This window comes from Frigoribacterium sp. PhB24 (assembly GCF_003755185.1).
Taxonomy (GTDB): Bacteria; Actinomycetota; Actinomycetes; order Actinomycetales; family Microbacteriaceae; genus Frigoribacterium.
On record NZ_RKIC01000013.1, the window covers coordinates 180,312 to 197,186 of the forward strand.

Sequence of the window (16,875 nt, forward strand, 5' to 3'; positions counted from 1 at the left end):
GGCCCGCGCCTCCTCGTCCGAGGGGCGTCAGCCCAGGGGCTCGATGAGGTGCGGGCCGTTGTTGCGCACGTTGTTCGCGTCGCGGCTCACCTCGTACTGCACGAGGTCGTGCGCGACCTCGAACGAGTCCCGGTCGAGCAGCGTCAGCAGCTCGTCGGCGTCGAGGCCGTCACCCAGCCAGTCGTCGTACGAATCAGGCGTCAGGCAGGCCGGCATCCGGTCGTGCACCTCACCCGGTGCCACGTGCGCGTCGCGCGTGATGATCGTCGTCGAGAGCACCCAGCGGTCCGGGTCGTCCTCGGCCTTGGTGGGGTCGGGCCACGCGGTGACGAGGCCCGCCATGGCGAGCCCGGCGTCGGGCTGGTGCACGTAGTGCGGCTGCTTGCCGGTCTCGGTCACGACCCACTCGTAGTACCCCTGCGCGGGCACGACGCACCGGCTGGTCGCGAACGCCCGGCGGAACATGCCGCTCGTCGCCACCGTCTCGATGCGCGCGTTGATCGGCTGCGGCCGCTTCCTCAGGTCGGGATACCACGACGGGACGAAGCCCCACCGGGCCCCGGGCAGCTGCCGCTCGCCGTGTCGCTCGCGGACGACCGGCACGACCGTCGTGGGGGCGACGTTGAAGTCGTCGGGCAGGGGCCCCAGACCGTCGAGCAGGCTCGGCAGCAGATCGGACGTGGCCCGGGCAACGACGTAGCGACCGCACATGACGACAGTCTGCTCTTCCGCGGAGGTGCACGACAGTGGTTCACTGTGGCCGGGGCGCCGCACGGGACGGCGACGCGGTGAGAAGGTGGTGACCATGTCCGACGAGCAGAACCCCGCACGCGGCTTCGTCGTCGCGGGCGTCGTGCCGAACTCGGGCGAGGCCGTCGTGGCGACCGCGGCCGACCTGGCGGCCCGCTTCGGCACCGGGCTGCTCTGCGTCTCGGTCGAGCCCGACCGCCTCGCCTTCGCCGAGGGCATCGACGGCACCGTGCTGTCGTACCCGCTCGATCCCGACGACTACACCGAGACGCTGTCCTTCGACGCCGACCTGGAGGCGCGGCTGCGGCCGATCGCGTCGGCTCGCGGCGTCGAGCTGCGCACCTCGGTCGTCGCCGGCGAGCCCGCCCAGTGCCTGTCCCACCTCGCCGAACGGCTCGACGCCCCGCTGATCGTCGTGGGCAGTCGTGAGGCCGGCCTGCGGGGCAGCGTCCGGGAGTTCTTCGCCGGTTCGGTCGCCCTGCACCTCAGCCACCGTCAGCACCGCCCGGTCGTCGTTGTGCCGCTCGCCCCCGTGCCCCGCAGCCAGACGCTGCCGTGGGAGGACGAGCTGTGACGCGGGGTCGCCGGTGACGCGCGCCGCGCGCCCTCGTGCCCCGCACCTCCGTCCGGCCCTGATCGCCCTCGTCGCCCTGGGTGGCGCCCTGGGTACGGCCGCGCGGGTCGGGCTCACGCTCGTCGTGCCGTCGTGGGGCGCGTTCGACACGGCGATCTTCACGATCAACGTGGTCGGGGCGTTCGTGCTCGGCGTCCTGCTCGAGCGGTTGCTGCGCTCCGGTCCCGACGAGGGCGCGCGTCGCGGGGCCCGGCTCGTCGTGGGGACGGGCGTCCTCGGCGGTTTCACGACCTACAGTTCGCTCGCGACCGAGACCGCACAGCTCGCCGGGGCGGGCGGAGGCGACCTCGCCGTCGCCGCGCTCTACGGTCTGCTCAGCCTGGTGGTCGGCGTGCTCGCCGCGGCGGCCGGCATCCGGGTCGGCACTCGTCTCGCCGGACGCGCGTCGTGAGCCCGCTGCTCGTCGTCGCCGTCGCGGTGGCCGGCGGGGTCGGGTCCGCGCTGCGCTTCGTCGTCGACGGCCTCGTCAAGGACCGTCTCGGCGCGGCCTACCCGTGGGGGACGACCGTCATCAACCTGTCGGGCTCGTTCGCGCTGGGGCTGCTGACCGGTCTCGCCCTGCAGGCGGTCGTCGCCCCCGAGTGGAAGCTCGTCCTCGGCACCGGCCTGCTCGGCGGGTACACGACATTCAGCACCGCGAGCGTCGAGACGGTGCGACTGCTGACGACCGGGCGACGCGGGGCCGCGGTCGCGAACGGCCTGGGCGTGCTCGTCGCGGCCGTCGTCGCCGCGTCCCTCGGCCTCTGGATCGGCTCGCTGGCCTGACGGCCTCGCGGCCTGACGGGCTCGCGGCCTGACGGGCTGGCACGCCGAGTGGGCAGAAACTGTCCTTCGGTGGCTGGGGAAGGACCATTTCGGCCCACTCGACTCGCGCCTCCGGGGGGAAGGGGGGAAGGGGGGAAGGGAGAAGGGGGGAAGGCGACGAGGAATGCCGGGTCAGGCGTGCGTCTCGCGCTCGTGCCCCGCGTGGTCCGCCGGCTCGAGCTGGAACGTCGCGTGCTCGACCGAGAAGTGGGCGGCGAGGCACCGGTCGAGGGCGTCCAGGGTCTCGTCGACCTTCATGTCGCAGAACACCTCGCGCTCGACGACGACGTGCGCCGAGAAGACGGTGGCCCCGCTCGTGATCTGCCAGGCGTGCACGTCGTGAGCCGAGACGACACCGGGGGTGTCGCCGATGTGCGTCCGGACGGCCTCGAGGTCGATGTCACCCGGCGCCGAGCCGAACAGCACCCGGATCGCCTCGCGCAGCAGCGCCCAGGCCCGCGGCACGATCATCGCCGCGATGATCAGCGAGCCGACCGAGTCGGCCTGCGTGAAGCCCGTGGTCAGCACGACGACGGCCGCGACGACGACCGCCGCCGACCCGAGCAGGTCGCCGAGGACCTCGAGGTAGGCCCCGCGCATGTTGATGGAGTGCGTCGCGCCGCCGCGCAGCACGAGCAACGCCGCGACGTTCGTCGCTCCGCCGACCAGGCCGACGACCAGCATCGGCAGGCCGAGCACCTCGTGCTCGCCCACCGCGACGAGACGTGAGACGGCGGCGACGGCGACCGAGAGCGACACGGCGAGCAGCACGAGGCCGTTGACGAAGGCCGCGAAGACCTCGGCCCGCCGGTAGCCGTAGGTCTGCCGGCCGCTGGCGGGTCGTGCGGCGACGATGGTGGCCACGAGCGCGATGATCAGGCCGGCCAGGTCGGACAGCATGTGCCCCGAGTCGGCCAGCAGGGCGAGCGAGCCCGAGAGCCAGGCGCCGACCAGCTGCGCGACGAGGCCCAGGGCGATGATCGCGATCGCGAGGCGCAGCCGTCGTCCGTCGGCGGCGACGTGTCCGTGACCGTGGTCGTGGCCCATGGGCGCCTCTCGTCGGGGTGGCTGATCGGGGATGGCTGATCGGGGGTGGCGGTCAGCCCGCCGGATCGGCCCGCCGGGTGTCGGGCCGGCGTCGAATCTACCGGCGCCCGCCGGCGACGGCCACCGATCCGGGCAGTCGATAACGACTCTCGATCCCCGCGACGACGCCGATCGGGGCGCACCGGGTCGACGAGGAGGCGCGGGTCGGCCCCGCCTGGGAGCCGCCCCCACCGCGCATGGTTCAGTGAGGCATGACCGACTCGACCGAGACCTCGTCCGCCTCCGTGGGGGAGCCCGCCCGCGCCTCCTCGTCGCTCGTCGCGGTGACGGGCGCGACGGGTGCCGTCGGCGGGATCGTGGCCGCGCACCTGTCCGAGCGGGGCGTGCCGCTGCGGCTCGTCGTGCGGGACGCCGCCCGCGCACCCCGACTCGACGGCGCCGAGGCCGAGGTCGCCGTCGCGACCTACGGAGACCGGGCCGCGTCGGTCGAGGCCCTGCGCGGGGTCGAGACCCTGTTCATGGTGTCGGCGGCGGAGGCCCCCGACCGGGTCGACCAGCACCGGGCGTTCGTCGACGCCGCCGTCGAGGCGGGCGTGCGGCACGTGGTCTACACGTCGTTCGCCGGTGCGTCGCCCGACTCGGTGTTCACACTCGGGCGGGACCACTTCGCGACCGAGCAGCACATCCGCGAGTCGGGTCTGGACTTCACCTTCTTGCGCGACAACTTCTACCTCGACTTCCTCCCGCTGTTCGCCGACGAGCAGGGCGTCATCCGCGGTCCGGCCGGCGACGGGCGGGTCGCCGCGGTGGCCCGGGCCGACGTCGCGTCGGTGGCGGCCGTCGTGCTCCTCGACCACGAGTCCCACACCGGGGCGACCTACGACCTGACCGGCTCGGAGGCGTTCACGTTGACCGAGGCGGCGGCGCGACTCACGGCGCTCGGAGGGCGCTCGTTCACGTTCGTCGACGAGACCCTCGACGAGGCCTACGAGTCACGCCGGGTCTACGACCCCGAACCGTTCCAGGCGGACGCCTGGGTCAGCACCTACACGTCGATGGCCTCGGGCGAGGTCGCCCAAGTCACCTCGGCCGTCCGTGACCTGACCGGACGCGACCCGTTGACCCTCGAGGTGCTCTTCGCCGGCGGCGTGCAGGGCTGACCCGGCACGGCGGTTCAGGGCACGCGCCGCGACGACAGCACGCCGCTGACGCCGAGCACGACGACCGCCGCCGCGACACCGATCATCGGGATCTGCCAGTTGCCGCTGACGTCGTGCAACCCGCCGATGGCGAGCGGGCCGAGCGCGGCGATCGCGTAGCCGCCGCCCTGGACGAGGGCGGACAACCGTCGGGCCTCGACGTCGGTCGACGCCATGCGCACGATGACGATGAAGATGATCGTGATGCCGCCGCCCTGTGCGGCCCCGCCGAAGATCGACCAGAGCAGCCAGTGCTCGGGCGCGAAGAGCAGGCCCAACGGCATGGCCGACCAGAACACGGCGATCAGCCCGATGACCACCGCCGGGCGTACGCGCAGGGCGAGGAACGGCACGCCCAGCGCGCCCACGACGGCGAGGATCTGGAAGACCGACGAACTCGCGCCGGCCGCCTCGCGGGTGAGTCCGACCTCGTCCCGCAGCAGGGTCGGCATCCAGGCCGTGAGCCCGTAGTAGCCGAACGCCTGGCCGGCGAAGGCCAGCGTGAGGCCCCAGGTCGTCCAGCGCCGCAGCAGCGGGGTCGCCGTGCGTCGGCGTTCGCGGGCGTCGGCCTCGGCCTCGCCGGGCTCGACGACGTCGATGCCACCGGTGAACACGTCGGTCGCCGAGGAGGCGCGGTGCCGGTCGTCGACGTCGGCCTGCGACCCCGGCACCACGGCCACGCTGCCGCCGAGCACCGCCACGCGGGGCCCCACCGCGACCGACCAGACCACGGCGGCGAGGACGGCGAGCAGCCCCCACGTGACAAGCGCCAGCGGCCACCCCACGACCGAGGCGATCGGCGCCGTGGCGAGCGACGTGATCATCGACCCGACGTTGAGCGCCGACGTGTAGATGCCCGTGACGAAGCCGGCACGCTCCGGGCTGAAGTCGCGGCGGATGACGACGGGCAGCACGACGTTGCCGATCGTGATGGCGACGCCGATGACGATCGTGCCCACGTAGAGCCAGACGGTTCCGCCAGCCGTGCGCAGCAGCGTGCCGAGCAGGACGCCGGCGAGGCCGAGGGTGACCGCCCGCTCGGCGCCGATGCGCCCGATCAGGGCCGAGGCGAACGGGCTGGCGACGGCGAAGCAGAGCACGGGGATGCTCGTGAGCAGCCCGGCGACGACGGCCGTGAGCCCGAGATCGGCGCTCATCTGGTCGAGCACAGGAGCCGGGGCCACGATCGGCCCGCGCATGTTGAGGGCGATCAGCACGATCGCCAGGGTGAGCAGCCAGGCGGCGGGCGACCGGACGACGGCCGCGGCGCGGGTCACGCGGCGCCGCGCAGCAACGAGACGCCCAGGAGCGCGGCCACCTCGTCGACGTCCGCCGCGACGGCGACCGCGCCGACGTACTCGTCGGGCTCGCCGTAGCCCCAGCCGACCAGGATCGTGGGCACGCCGTGCACGGCCGCGCCCTCGACGTCGTGGTGGCGGTCGCCGAGCAGGACGGGACGCGAGAGGTCGGCGCCGCGAGCACGCAGGCGCCTCAGGGCCTCTTCGACGACGTCGGCCTTGGTGTTGCGCACCTCGTCGTCGGAGGCGCCGGTGATGACGTCGAGGTAGCGGTCGAGTCCGTGCGCCCGCAGGATGGCCGTGGCCGGGGTCTCGGGCTTGGAGGTCGCGGTCGACGTGGGGATGCCGGCCGCGTGGACGGCCGCCATGAGGTCGGGTACGCCCGGGAAGACCTCGCCCTCGAGGGCGCCGTTCGCCAGGTAGTGGGCACGATAGAGCCGCATGGCGTCCACGAGGCGCTCGCCGTCGAGCCCGAGCCGCACCTCGAAGCTCTGCGGCAGCGGCGGTCCGACCCAGGCCATGAGTTCGGCGGCGGAGGGCACCGGCAAGCCGAGTTCGCCGATGGTGTGGGCGAGGCTGGCGGTGATCGCGGGAGCCGAGTCGGCGATGGTGCCGTCGAGGTCGTAGAGCACGGCCGTGTAGGGGAGAGTCATCGCCCCCAGCTTAGGGACGAGACGGGCGGGCGGTCGCGTGCGACGAGGGTCAGAACAGACGCGAGTGGGAGTCGTCCAGTCCGCGCATCGCGTCGTAGTCGAGCAGCAGCGTGCGGATGCCCCGGTCGTGGGCCAGCGTGCGGGCCTGCGGCTTGATCTCTTGCGCGGCGAACACCCCGGTCACGGGCGCGAGGTGCGGGTCGCGGTTCATCAGTTCGAGGTACCGGGTGAGCTGCTCGACCCCGTCGATGTCGCCCCGGCGCTTCAGTTCGACGGCCACGGCGGCGCCCTTGGCGTCCCGGGCCAGGATGTCGACCGGCCCGATGGCGGTCATGTACTCGCGGCGGACGAGGGTGTGGCCCTCGCCGAGCAGGTCGATCTGCTCGGCCAGCAGCTTCTGCAGGTCGGCCTCGACGCCGTCCTTCGTCAGGCCCGGATCGACGCCCATCTCGTGGGACGAGTCGTGCAGCACCTCGTGGATCGAGACCATCAGGATGTCGGCGGTCTTCGCCTGCGTGACCTTCCACAGCTCGACGACACCGGCCTCGCGTTGGTCGTCGTCGGGTTCGACCGTGCGGATCGTGCACGGAGGGCTCATCCAGTTCAGCGGCTTGTAGCTGCCGCCGTCGGAGTGCACGAGCAGGCTGCCGTCGCTCTTGACCATCAGGAGGCGCGTGGCGAGGGGGAGGTGGGCGGACAGTCGACCGGCGTAGTCGACCGAGCAGCGGGCAATGACGAGACGCACCCGACGATCCTACGGGGCGACGCGGGCACCCCGTCGGCTAGGCTGCGGCAGCATGAGCCGGGCAGAGGGCGACGTCGCCGCGAGGCCGACCCTCGCGTCGGTGGCGCGGGTCGCCGGGGTCAGCGCGAGCACCGCCTCCCTGGCCTTCAGCGGCACCGGTCCCGTGTCGGACGAGACCCGCACACGGGTGCTCGCCGCCGCCGACGAGCTGGGTTACGCCGGGCCCGACCCCCGGGCGCGGTCGCTGCGCCGCGGGCGCTCCGGCATCGTCGGGGCCGTCCTCGAGTCCACCCTCAGCACGGCCTTCCGCGACCCCGTCAACGTCGCGATGCTCGACGGCATCGCCGACGTCACGGGCCCGGCCGACAACTCCCTGCTCCTGCTCACCGAGACCGCGGGCGAGCGCTCCCGGCTGCTCGACGCGCCGGTCGACGCCGTCGTGCTGTTCGGCTGCAGCACCCGCCTCGACGAGTCCGTGTCGATCATGCGTCGACGTGGCATCCCCGTGGTCTCGATCGAGGCCCCGCCGACCGAGGGAGTGCTCGACATCGCCGAGGACAACGTCGGCTCGTCCCGGCTGCTGGCACGGCACCTGCACGACCTCGGCCATCGACGGGTCGCCGTCGTCGCCCTCGAACTCGGCCCCGGGCGCTCGACCGGCGGGCAGGACGACGAGCTGACCGACGCGCGCGTCGCCCGCGGAACATCGTGGCCGACCCTCGAGCGGCTGCGCGGTACCCGTGAGGTCTTCCCCGACGTCCGGGGTCTGACCACCCGGGGCAGTTGGACGAGCGAGGGCCACCGTGCCGGACTGCGCCTGCTCGACGTGCCCGAGTCGGAGCGTCCGACGGCGATCGTCGCGCAGAGCGACCTGCTCGCGTCGGGCGTCATCGCGGCGGCGGACGACCTGGGCCTGTCGGTGCCGGGCGACCTGAGCGTCGTCGGCTACGACGGTGTGCGGCTCGACGACCCGCGGGCCGCCGACCTCACGACGGTCGTGCAACCCGCCGTCGAGAAGGGCCGTGCGGCCGGTCGTGCGGTGCTCGCCCTGCTGGCCGGCGAGCCCGTCGAGGGCGCGACCTTCACGAGCGTCTTCCGACCCGGCTCGACGACGGCGCCGCCGCGCCGCTGACGCGCCGACCCGCCACGGGGTTCACCCGGCTCCGACCACCATCCAGCGGTCGGTGCGCGCGCGGAGGCCGAGCGTCACCGCGCGGATGCCGATGTAGCCGAGACCGAAGGCCAGCCACAGGGCCACCGTGCCCTGGGCCCCCGGCTCGACCCGCGCCTCCAGCGGGATCAGGATCACGAGGTACACGACCGTGTTGAGCACACCGGCGAGGGCGAGGTAGCGGGCGTCGCCGGCTCCGAGCAGGACTCCGTCGAGCACGAACACGAACCCGGCCAGCGGGATGCCCACGGCCATCGCCAGCACGACCCCCGGCAGCTGGTCGCGCACCGCGTCGTCACCGCTGAACACGGGCGCGAGCAGCGGGGACACCGCGGCCAGCAGCACGGCGAGCAGCAGGCCGCCCCCGACTCCGAACAGCATGAGTCGCCGGGTGATCGCCCGAACCGCCTCGCGGTCGCCCTGCCCGAGCGAATGACCGACGAGCGCCTGGCCGGCGACGGCCAACGCGTCGAGGGCGAACGCCAGCGTGCTGAACAGCGTGAGCGCGACCTGGATCGTCGCGAGCCCGGTCACCCCCGAGGAGGCGGCGGCCCAGACGGTCGCGATCATCGCGACGCGCAGGGACGCGTTCCGCACGAGCAGCCACGCGCCCGAGCGTGCCGTGCGGCCGACGCCGGCCAGCCCGGGGCGCAGCGGAGCGCCGACGGCTCGAGCGGCACGGACGGCGATCACCAGGTAGACGGCCGCCATGCCCCACTGCGCGACGACGGTGCCCGCGGCCGAGCCGGCGATACCCCAGCCGAAGGCGTAGAGGAACAGCGCGTTGAGACCCGCGTTCGCGGCGAAGCCGACCGTGGCGACGACCAGCGGCGTCCTCGTGTCCTGCAGGCCGCGCAGCAGACCGGTCGCCGCGATCACGAGCAGCATGCCCGGCAGGCCGATCATCGACACGGTCAGGTAGGTCGTGGCGGCGTCGACGACCGCGGGATCGGTGCCGAACAGGCCGACGAGGGGGCGGGCGGTGAGCGCGCCGACACCGGCGAGCACGACGCCGATCAGCAGCGCGAACCAGAGCCCGTCGACGCCGGCGCGGATCGCCCCGGGCCGATCGCCCGCCCCGAGCCGACGGGCCACGGTCGGCGTCGTCGCGTAGGCCAGGAAGATCAGCAGCCCGAGGGCGGTCTGCAGCACGACGCTCGCGATGCCCAGACCGGCGAGGGGCACCGTTCCGAGGTGCCCGATCATGGCCGTGTCGGTCAGCAGGAACAGCGGCTCCGCGATCAGCGCGCCCAACGCCGGCCCGGCGAGGGCGACGATGCGGCGGTCCCAGGGCGAACGGAGGCGCGAGGTCGTCGCCGAGGACGGCCCGCCGGTGCTGCGTCCCACCCTCAGTCGGTACCCCGGGCCCGACCCACGGCCGACATGAGGTGGTAGACGACGATGGCCGCGACGGTGCCCAGGATGATGCCGCCGAAGGTGGCGCCGCCGAGCGCGAGCGTGAAGTCGGCGATGCCCATGATGAGCGCGATGCCGGCGGTCAACTGGTTCTTCGGGCGGCTGAAGTCGACCTTGTTCTCGACCCAGATGCGGATGCCGATGACGCCGATGAGGCCGTAGAGCGCGGTCGTGACGCCGCCCAGCACCCCGGGCGGGATCGTGAAGATCACGGCACCGATCTTCGGCGACAGGCCGAGCAGGATCGCCACGACGCCGGCGACCCAGTAGGCCGCGGTCGAGAAGACGCGGGTGGCGCTCATCACGCCGATGTTCTCGCCGTACGTGGTCGTCGCCGAGCCTCCGCCGAGGCCTGCCAGCACCGTGCTGAGGCCGTCGGCGAAGAGCGCCCGGCCGGTCAGCGGGTCGAGGTTGCGCTTGGTCAGTTGGCCGACGCCCTTGACGTGGCCGACGTTCTCGGCGATCAGCGCCAGCACGACGGGCAGGAACCCGAGGTAGACCGGCAGGGCGCTCGCGTCGAAGGCCGGGGCCGTGAAGGTGGGCAGGCCCACCCAGGCGGCGTCGCCGACCGCACCGAAGTCGACCTCGCCGAGCAGCAGGGCCGCGACGTACCCGACGACGACGCCCACGAAGATCGACAGCCGGCCGAGCAGGCCGCGGAACAGCACGGCGCTCAGCACGACGGCGGCGAGCGTGATGACCGCGGTGAGCGGGGCCTTCGCGAAGTTGTCGCGGGCGGCCGGAGCGAGGTTGAAGCCGATCAACGCGACGATGGCACCGCTGACGACGGGCGGCAGCAGGACGTCGATCCACCGCGTGCCGGCGAGGTTGACGATCACGCCGACGATCGCGAGCAACACCCCCACCACGACGATGCCGCTGAGCGCGAGGGGCATGCCCCCGACCTCCTGGGCGGCGGCGATCGGCGCCAGGAAGGCGAACGACGAACCCAGGTAGCTCGGCAGCCGGTTCTTCGTGATGATCAGGAAGAGCAGCGTGCCGATGCCCGAGAACAGCAGGGTCGTGCTCGGCGGGAACCCGGTGATGATCGGCACCAGGAAGGTCGCGCCGAACATCGCGACGACGTGCTGGCCACCCAACCCGATGGTGCGCGGCCAGGTGAGTCGTTCTTCGGGGGCGACGATCTCGGTGGAGTCGACCGTGCGTCCGTCGCCGTGCAGCGACCAGGGAAGTGCCATGCCCAGAACTGTAGCGGCGGGGCCGCCGTAGGCTGGCGGGCATGACGAGCGACGCACTGAGCAGCGGAATCCAGACCGACGAACTCGACCCGGCGGTGCGCCCCCAGGACGACCTCTTCCGGCACGTCAACGGCAGATGGATCGACCGCACCGAGATCCCCGAGGACAAGGCGCGGTACGGCTCCTTCTACCTCCTGGCCGAGGAGGCCGAGAAGGCCGTCCGCGAGATCGTGATCGAGTCGCAGTCCGCCGAGCCCGGCACCGAGGCCCGCAAGGTCGGCGACCTCTTCACCAGCTTCACCGACGAGGAGCGCATCGAGGCGCTCGGCGCCGCGCCCCTCGAACCGCTCCTGGCCGAGGTCGAGAAGGTGACCGACGTGACCTCGTTCACGCGCCTCCTGGGCTCGCTCGAGAAGCAGGGCGTGCCCAGCGTCGTCCAGCTCTTCGTCGACAACGACCCCGGCGACCCCGAGCGCTACGTCGTGTTCGCCGAGCAGGGCGGGCTCGGCCTGCCCGACGAGTCGTACTACCGCGAAGAGCGGTTCGAGTCCGTGCGCACCGCCTACCGCGCGTTCGTCGAGCAGCTGCTCGACCTGGCCGGCCTCGACGACGCCTCGGCCCGCGCCGACCGCGTGGTCGCGCTCGAGACCGACCTCGCCTCGCACCACTGGAGCAACGTGGCCACGCGCGACAGCGACAAGACCTACAACCTGCTGCCCTGGGCCGAGTTCGACGCGCTCGCCGAGGGAGTCGACCTGACCTCGTGGCGCGACGCCGTGGGCGGGCCGGCCGGGGTCTTCGACGAGGTCGTCGTGCGCGAGCCCTCGTTCGTGACCGGCCTGGCCACGCTGTTGACCGACGACCGCGTCGACGCGTGGCGCGACTGGCTGCGCTGGCAGATCGTCCGCTCGACGGCCGCCTACCTGTCGACTCCCTTCGTCGAGGCGAACTTCGGCTTCTACGGTCGCACCCTGACCGGCACCCCCGTCCAGCGCGCCCGCTGGAAGCGCGGCGTCTCGCTCGTCGAGGGCGCGCTCGGCGAGGCCGTGGGTCGCATCTACGTCGAGCGCCACTTCGCGCCCGAGGCCAAGACCGCGATGGACGTGCTCGTCGCCCACCTCGTCGAGGCCTACCGTCAGAGCATCTCGGGGCTCGAGTGGATGACCGGCGAGACCCGTGCCCGAGCCCTCGACAAGCTCGACAAGTTCACGCCCAAGATCGGTTTCCCGGCGACCTGGCGCGACTACTCGGCCCTGTCGATCGACCCCGCCGACCTGGTCGGCAACGTTCGGGCCACGGCGGCGTTCGGCTTCGACCGCGAGCTGGGCAAGATCGGCAAGCCGCTCGATCGCGACGAGTGGTTCATGACGCCGCAGACGATCAACGCCTACTACAACCCCGGCATGAACGAGATCGTGTTCCCGGCGGCGATCCTGCAGTTCCCGTTCTTCGACGAGACGCGCGACGCCGCGGCCAACTACGGCGCGATCGGTGCCGTCATCGGCCACGAGATCGGCCACGGCTTCGACGACCAGGGCTCGAAGTACGACGGTGACGGCAAGCTGACCGACTGGTGGACCCCGGCCGACCGCGAGGCCTTCGAGGAGCTCACCTCGTCGCTGATCGCGCAGTACGACGCGCTCGCCCCGAAGCAGGTGCCCGACCACCACGTCAACGGCGCCCTGACGATCGGCGAGAACATCGGCGACCTCGGCGGCCTCTCGATCGCCTGGAAGGCCTACCTCATCTCGCTCGACGGCGACGAGCCGCCCGTGATCGATGGCCTGACCGGTGCCGAGCGGTTCTTCCTCAGCTGGGCCCAGGCCTGGCAGATCAAGCTTCGCGACGAAGAGGCCATCCGTCTGATCTCGATCGACCCGCACTCGCCCAACGAGTTCCGCTGCAACCAGATCGTGCGCAACATCGGCGAGTTCTACGAGACGTTCAACGTCACCGAGAGCGACGCGCTGTGGCTGCCGGTCGAGGAGCGCGTCACGATTTGGTAGGTCCGGGGCCCGGCCGCCGCGCCCGACGGGAGAACGCCGACGGCGCCGATCACGAGCCGCGCCACGGTGGCGGTCGTGCGCTCGAGTCGTTCTCGGCGTCGTTCGCGGCGCTGGGCGACCTGGCGCTCGCGGGTGGTCAGGTCTCGGCCTCGGTCAGCGACCTCGACTCGGGTGACGACCTGCTGAGCGTCGACGAGCACCTGGCGCTGCCGATCGGCCAGCTCGGGGCCGTCCTGCTGTTGATCGAGGTGTCGGCCCGGATCGAGGACGGCACCCTGCGGCCGCTCGACGAACTCGACCGCCCGGGCGTCCCGGGTGACCAGGGGCCCGGCGGCATCTGGCCCTACCTGCGCCGGACGAGCCTGCCGCTGACCGACGCGGCGGCGCTCGTCGGGGCCTTCCGTGACGCGGCCGCGATCGACGCGCTCATCGGCCGGGTCGGCCTCGCGGCGGTGCGGGCACGGGCCGAGTCGCTCGGTCTCACGAAGACGGCCCTGTTGGACGTCACGCGATCGTCGCGCGGACCCGACGACGCGCCCGCCCTCGCCGTCGGCACGTCCCACGAACTCGCCGGGTTGATGGTGTCGCTCGCCCGGGGCGAGGTCGTCGACCGGGCCGTGTCGAACCGGGTGCTCGGTTGGCTGTCGCTCGGAGCCGACACGTCGCTCGTCGCCGCACCGTTCGGCCTCGACCCGCTCGGGCACCGACGGCTCGACCACGACCTGCAGATCGTCCACACGACGGGTGGCGATGCGGGCGTTCGATCCGAGCTCGGGGTGCTGCGCGGACCGCGCCGCAGCGTGGCCTACTGCGTGATCGTCACGTTCGACGACCTGACGCTGGCCCACCGCCTCCGCGCGCTCGAGGCCCTGCGGGCCGTGGGCACGGACGCGCTCGAGTACGTGCACTGAGCGGCGACACGCGCTGTGCGGCGCGTCGCCTCAGTCGACCAGGTCGAGCCCGTGCAGGCGTTCGAGCGTCGCGACCCCCGCCGGAGGGCACCGGTCGGCGTCGACCGAGGTCACCCAGTGCACCGCGCCGACCTCGGCCGCAGGAGCCGGCTCCGGGCTCGTCCCGGCGAGCTCGGCGGCGAAGACCGTCATGGCGACCTGCCGGCCCTCGGGCTCGCCGTGCGCCTGCGTCACGACCGTGAACAGCTCGGCCACGGTCGTGGGGTCGAGTTCGACGCCGACCTCTTCACGCGACTCGCGGACCAGTGCCTCGGCCGCGGTCTCGCCGGGTTCGAGCTTGCCGCCCGGCAGGTAGAGCACGTCACGATCGCGCGCGGTGACCATCAGCATCCGTCGGTCACGGACGAGGGCGAGTGCGCTGACGACGATGGTGTCCATCAGGCCATCTTCGGGCACGGTGCCGTCGGGGGCGTTCGTCGACGACAGGACGCGGTCAGCTCGCCGAGGCCTGACGATCGTCGTCGACCGCGCGCAGCGACGAGGACGAGGAGGCGCGGCGCGCGTCGGTCACGCCGAACAGCGCCTCGAGCCCGTCGCGGAACTCGTCACCGCGGCCCTCACGGGCCAGCTCACGTGCTCGGACGGACGGGGTGTGCAGCAGGACGCCGGCCAGGTGGCGCAGGGCCGACTCGGTGCGCTCGGACGAGTCGCCGCGCGACCTGGCGCGCTCGATCTCGGCGTCGAGCAGATCGAAGACGTGCTTGCGCAGGGCGACGACCGACGGGGTGAGCGACTGCTCGGCGGCGACGGCCTGGAATTCGGCGGCCGCCGACGAGACGAGTGCCCGGGCGTCGTCGGCCGCGCTGAGCTGGGGTAGCGGGGCGTGCAGGCTGATGGTCTCGAGGTCGAGCAGCTCGACGCCCTCGACGCCCGAGACGAGCGGGTCGACGTTGCGCGGCAGGCCGAGGTCGATGACGAGGCGGCGCCCGCCGGGTCGCACGACGTCGCGGGTGACGACCGGCTCGGTGGTCGAGGTGCAGGTGATCAGCACGTCGCTCCAGGCGACGGCGGTCGCGAGGTCGTCGTAGGGGGTCGCGGCGTGCTTGAGGCCGAACCACTCGGCGCGGCCGGAGCCCGAGTAGACGGCGAGCTGGTCGGCGCCGCGGTCGCGGAGCGCGGCCACGGTGGTGGCCGCGTACTGGCCGGTGCCCACGATGAGGACGCGCGCCTCGGACCAGTCGGTCACGCGTGAGGACGCCAGTTCGAGGGCGAGGCGCACGAGCGAACGACCCGCGCCTCCGACGTTCGTGCGGTTCTTGATGCCACGCGAGGTCTGCGACGCCTTCTGGAAGAGACGTTCGAGGTCGCGCGAGGTGGTGCCGTCGCGACGGGCGCGCTCGAGCGAGCGGCGCACCTGGCCCGAGATCTCGTCCTCGCCGACGACGACCGACTCGAGGCCCGAGCTGACGGCGAACAGGTGCTCGACGACCTCGTCGCCGGTGATGACCCGCACGCTGTCGCGCAGGTCGTCGGGCTCGACACCGCTGGCGGTGCTCATGGTCTCGATCGTGGCCTCGACCGCCAGGGCACTGCCCGCGGTGAGGGGCTCGTCGACGTCGAGGTAGGCCTCGAAGCGGTTGCAGGTCGCGAGCACGACCGCACCGCTCACGAAGTCGCTGCCGTCGACCAGCGTGCCCGCCGCCGAGGGCGCGCCGATGCTCAGCCTCTCGAGGAGGTCGAAGCTGGCGTTCTGGTGGGACGCCGTGAGGCAGATGAGCACTGGGAGATCCTAACTCTGATCGGCGTTTTCGGCTGGGCGTTGACTCGATGTCGAGCGGCCGGGAATGCCGCAAGAAGGTTGCAGCTTGCAACAACGGTGCCCGCGTCCGCATTCCGGTCGCGGGCCCGCACCGCATCGACGAAGGAGACACCATGACCTCGACCACCAGCATCCAGTGGCAACTCGTCGCCCGCCCGCACGGCGAGCCCACCCCCGACGACGTCGCCCGCGTCGAGGTGACCCTGTCCGAGCTCGCCGACGGCGAGGTGCGCGTGCAGAACGAGTTCCTCTCGGTCGACCCCTACATGCGCGGTCGCATGAACGACGTGAAGTCGTACGTCCCGCCCTTCGCGCTCGGCGAGACCATGACCGGCGGTGCCGTCGGTCGCGTCGTCGAGTCGCGCTCGGACGACCTGCCGGTCGGCACCGTCGTGCTCCACGACCAGGGTTGGCGCGACGTGGCCCAGGGAGGCGCGGCCGCGTTCCGGCCCGTCCGGCCCGTCGACGGCGTGCCCCTGTCGGCATACCTGGGCGTCCTCGGTCTCACCGGGCTCACCGCGTACGTCGGCCTGACCGAGATCGCCGGCATCCGCGAGGGCGACGTCGTCTTCGTCTCGGGCGCCGCCGGGGCCGTCGGCACCATGGTCGGCCAGATCGCCCGCCTCAAGGGAGCCTCGCGCGTGATCGGCAGCGCGGGATCGGCGGAGAAGGTCGAGCTGCTGACCTCGAAATACGGCTTCGACGCCGCGTTCGACTACAAGGACGGCGACGTCTCGGAGCTGCTCGCCGAGGCCGCGCCCGACGGCATCGACGTCTACTTCGACAACGTCGGCGGCGACCACCTGTCCGCCGCCCTCGCCTCGTTCCGCACGGGCGGCCGCGCGGCGCTCTGCGGCTCGATCGCGAACTACAACTCCACCGGAGCCCCCGTCGGCATCACCGGCATGACGAAGATGGTCACGCGGGGCCTGACGATGAAGGGCTTCACCCTGGGCGACTACCGCCACCTCGCACCGGCGTTCCAGGCCGAGATGGGTCCCTGGCTCGCCGCCGGCGACGTCGTGTACGACGAGACGGTCGTCGACGGGATCGACTCGGCGTTCGACGCCTTCACCGGGCTGATGCGGGGCGACAACGTCGGCAAGATGGTCGTCGCGGTCTCCTGACCCGCGCCTCCTCGGCTCGTCGGCCCCTCGCGACGGCGAGCGGACCCGACGGGGTGGCCCCGGCGTCCCCGGGCCCCCGTCGGGTCGCCTCGACGC

General features: G+C 72.6%; 17 protein-coding genes. 8 read left to right on the forward strand and 9 right to left on the reverse strand.

Features of this window, described 5'->3' with window-relative positions:
• Positions 1-27: 27 nt before the first annotated feature.
• Positions 28-711 carry an SOS response-associated peptidase gene (locus tag EDF50_RS12555; protein WP_123519874.1) on the reverse strand — a complete coding sequence of 228 codons (684 nt, stop codon included), beginning with the start codon at positions 709-711 and terminating at the stop codon, positions 28-30.
• Positions 712-805: 94 nt separating this feature from the next.
• On the opposite strand from EDF50_RS12555, the gene EDF50_RS12560 reads away from it, so the two are divergent.
• The 3 genes from EDF50_RS12560 to crcB are packed head-to-tail and all read left to right on the forward strand — an operon-like array spanning position 806 to position 2,149.
• Entirely contained in the window at positions 806-1,324 is a 519-nt protein-coding gene (locus EDF50_RS12560; protein ID WP_123519956.1) for a universal stress protein, read from the forward strand.
• 13 nt (positions 1,325-1,337) lie between these two features.
• On the forward strand, positions 1,338-1,775 hold the full coding sequence (locus EDF50_RS12565) for a CrcB family protein (protein WP_123519875.1): 438 nt from the start codon (positions 1,338-1,340) through the stop codon (positions 1,773-1,775).
• Positions 1,772-2,149, forward strand: coding sequence for a fluoride efflux transporter CrcB (gene crcB / locus EDF50_RS12570; RefSeq protein WP_123519876.1), 378 nt, complete (start codon positions 1,772-1,774; stop codon positions 2,147-2,149). Before EDF50_RS12565 ends, crcB begins: the two co-directional genes overlap by 4 nt.
• A 171-nt stretch (positions 2,150-2,320) precedes the next feature.
• Here the strand turns inward: crcB and EDF50_RS12575 are convergent, their stop codons facing one another.
• Positions 2,321-3,235, reverse strand: coding sequence for a cation diffusion facilitator family transporter (locus EDF50_RS12575; RefSeq protein WP_123519877.1), 915 nt, complete (start codon positions 3,233-3,235; stop codon positions 2,321-2,323).
• A 251-nt stretch (positions 3,236-3,486) separates the two neighbouring features.
• Between EDF50_RS12575 and EDF50_RS12580 the strand changes: the two genes are divergently transcribed.
• The gene (locus tag EDF50_RS12580; protein ID WP_123519878.1) at positions 3,487-4,395 is read left to right on the forward strand and encodes an SDR family oxidoreductase; all 909 of its coding nucleotides are present in this window, start codon (positions 3,487-3,489) and stop codon (positions 4,393-4,395) included.
• Positions 4,396-4,409: 14 nt separating this feature from the next.
• Here EDF50_RS12580 and EDF50_RS12585 read toward each other — a convergent pair whose 3' ends face one another.
• Genes EDF50_RS12585 through nucS form a run of 3 tightly spaced genes read right to left on the reverse strand, consistent with a single transcriptional unit; the run spans position 4,410 to position 7,130 of the window.
• A complete protein-coding gene (locus tag EDF50_RS12585; RefSeq protein ID WP_233570625.1) occupies positions 4,410-5,711 on the reverse strand; it encodes a CynX/NimT family MFS transporter in 1,302 nt (433 codons plus the stop codon).
• Entirely contained in the window at positions 5,708-6,385 is a 678-nt protein-coding gene (locus tag EDF50_RS12590; RefSeq protein ID WP_123519879.1) for an HAD hydrolase-like protein, read from the reverse strand. Before EDF50_RS12590 ends, EDF50_RS12585 begins: the two co-directional genes overlap by 4 nt.
• 49 nt (positions 6,386-6,434) lie before the next feature.
• Positions 6,435-7,130, reverse strand: a complete 696-nt coding sequence (nucS, locus tag EDF50_RS12595) for an endonuclease NucS (RefSeq protein WP_123519880.1) — start codon at positions 7,128-7,130, stop codon at positions 6,435-6,437.
• Positions 7,131-7,182: 52 nt separating this feature from the next.
• Here nucS and EDF50_RS12600 point away from each other — a divergent pair, with 52 nt between their 5' ends.
• Positions 7,183-8,262 (forward strand): LacI family DNA-binding transcriptional regulator, encoded by a 1,080-nt coding sequence (locus EDF50_RS12600; RefSeq protein ID WP_123519881.1) that lies wholly within the window; start codon positions 7,183-7,185, stop codon positions 8,260-8,262.
• Positions 8,263-8,283: 21 nt separating this feature from the next.
• On the opposite strand, the gene EDF50_RS12605 is transcribed toward EDF50_RS12600, so the two are convergent.
• A complete protein-coding gene (locus tag EDF50_RS12605) occupies positions 8,284-9,648 on the reverse strand; it encodes an MATE family efflux transporter (RefSeq protein ID WP_123519882.1) in 1,365 nt (454 codons plus the stop codon).
• Positions 9,649-9,650: 2 nt separating this feature from the next.
• On the reverse strand, positions 9,651-10,916 hold the full coding sequence (locus EDF50_RS12610) for a uracil-xanthine permease family protein (RefSeq protein ID WP_123519883.1): 1,266 nt from the start codon (positions 10,914-10,916) through the stop codon (positions 9,651-9,653).
• Between the two features lie 41 nt (positions 10,917-10,957).
• On the opposite strand from EDF50_RS12610, the gene EDF50_RS12615 reads away from it, so the two are divergent.
• Both EDF50_RS12615 and EDF50_RS12620 read left to right on the forward strand, forming a co-directional pair.
• A complete protein-coding gene (locus EDF50_RS12615; protein WP_123519884.1) occupies positions 10,958-12,922 on the forward strand; it encodes a M13 family metallopeptidase in 1,965 nt (654 codons plus the stop codon).
• Positions 12,916-13,833: a serine hydrolase gene (locus EDF50_RS12620; protein ID WP_123519885.1), complete on the forward strand. Its 918-nt coding sequence runs from the start codon at positions 12,916-12,918 to the stop codon at positions 13,831-13,833. The genes EDF50_RS12615 and EDF50_RS12620 overlap by 7 nt, the downstream gene beginning before the upstream one ends.
• 30 nt (positions 13,834-13,863) lie before the next feature.
• Here EDF50_RS12620 and EDF50_RS12625 read toward each other — a convergent pair whose 3' ends face one another.
• The gene (locus EDF50_RS12625; protein ID WP_123519886.1) at positions 13,864-14,271 is read right to left on the reverse strand and encodes an NUDIX domain-containing protein; all 408 of its coding nucleotides are present in this window, start codon (positions 14,269-14,271) and stop codon (positions 13,864-13,866) included.
• A 55-nt stretch (positions 14,272-14,326) separates the two neighbouring features.
• Positions 14,327-15,613: a glutamyl-tRNA reductase gene (locus EDF50_RS12630; protein WP_123519887.1), complete on the reverse strand. Its 1,287-nt coding sequence runs from the start codon at positions 15,611-15,613 to the stop codon at positions 14,327-14,329.
• 152 nt (positions 15,614-15,765) lie between these two features.
• Between EDF50_RS12630 and EDF50_RS12635 the strand changes: the two genes are divergently transcribed.
• Positions 15,766-16,779: an NADP-dependent oxidoreductase gene (locus tag EDF50_RS12635; RefSeq protein WP_123519888.1), complete on the forward strand. Its 1,014-nt coding sequence runs from the start codon at positions 15,766-15,768 to the stop codon at positions 16,777-16,779.
• Positions 16,780-16,875: the final 96 nt, after the last annotated feature.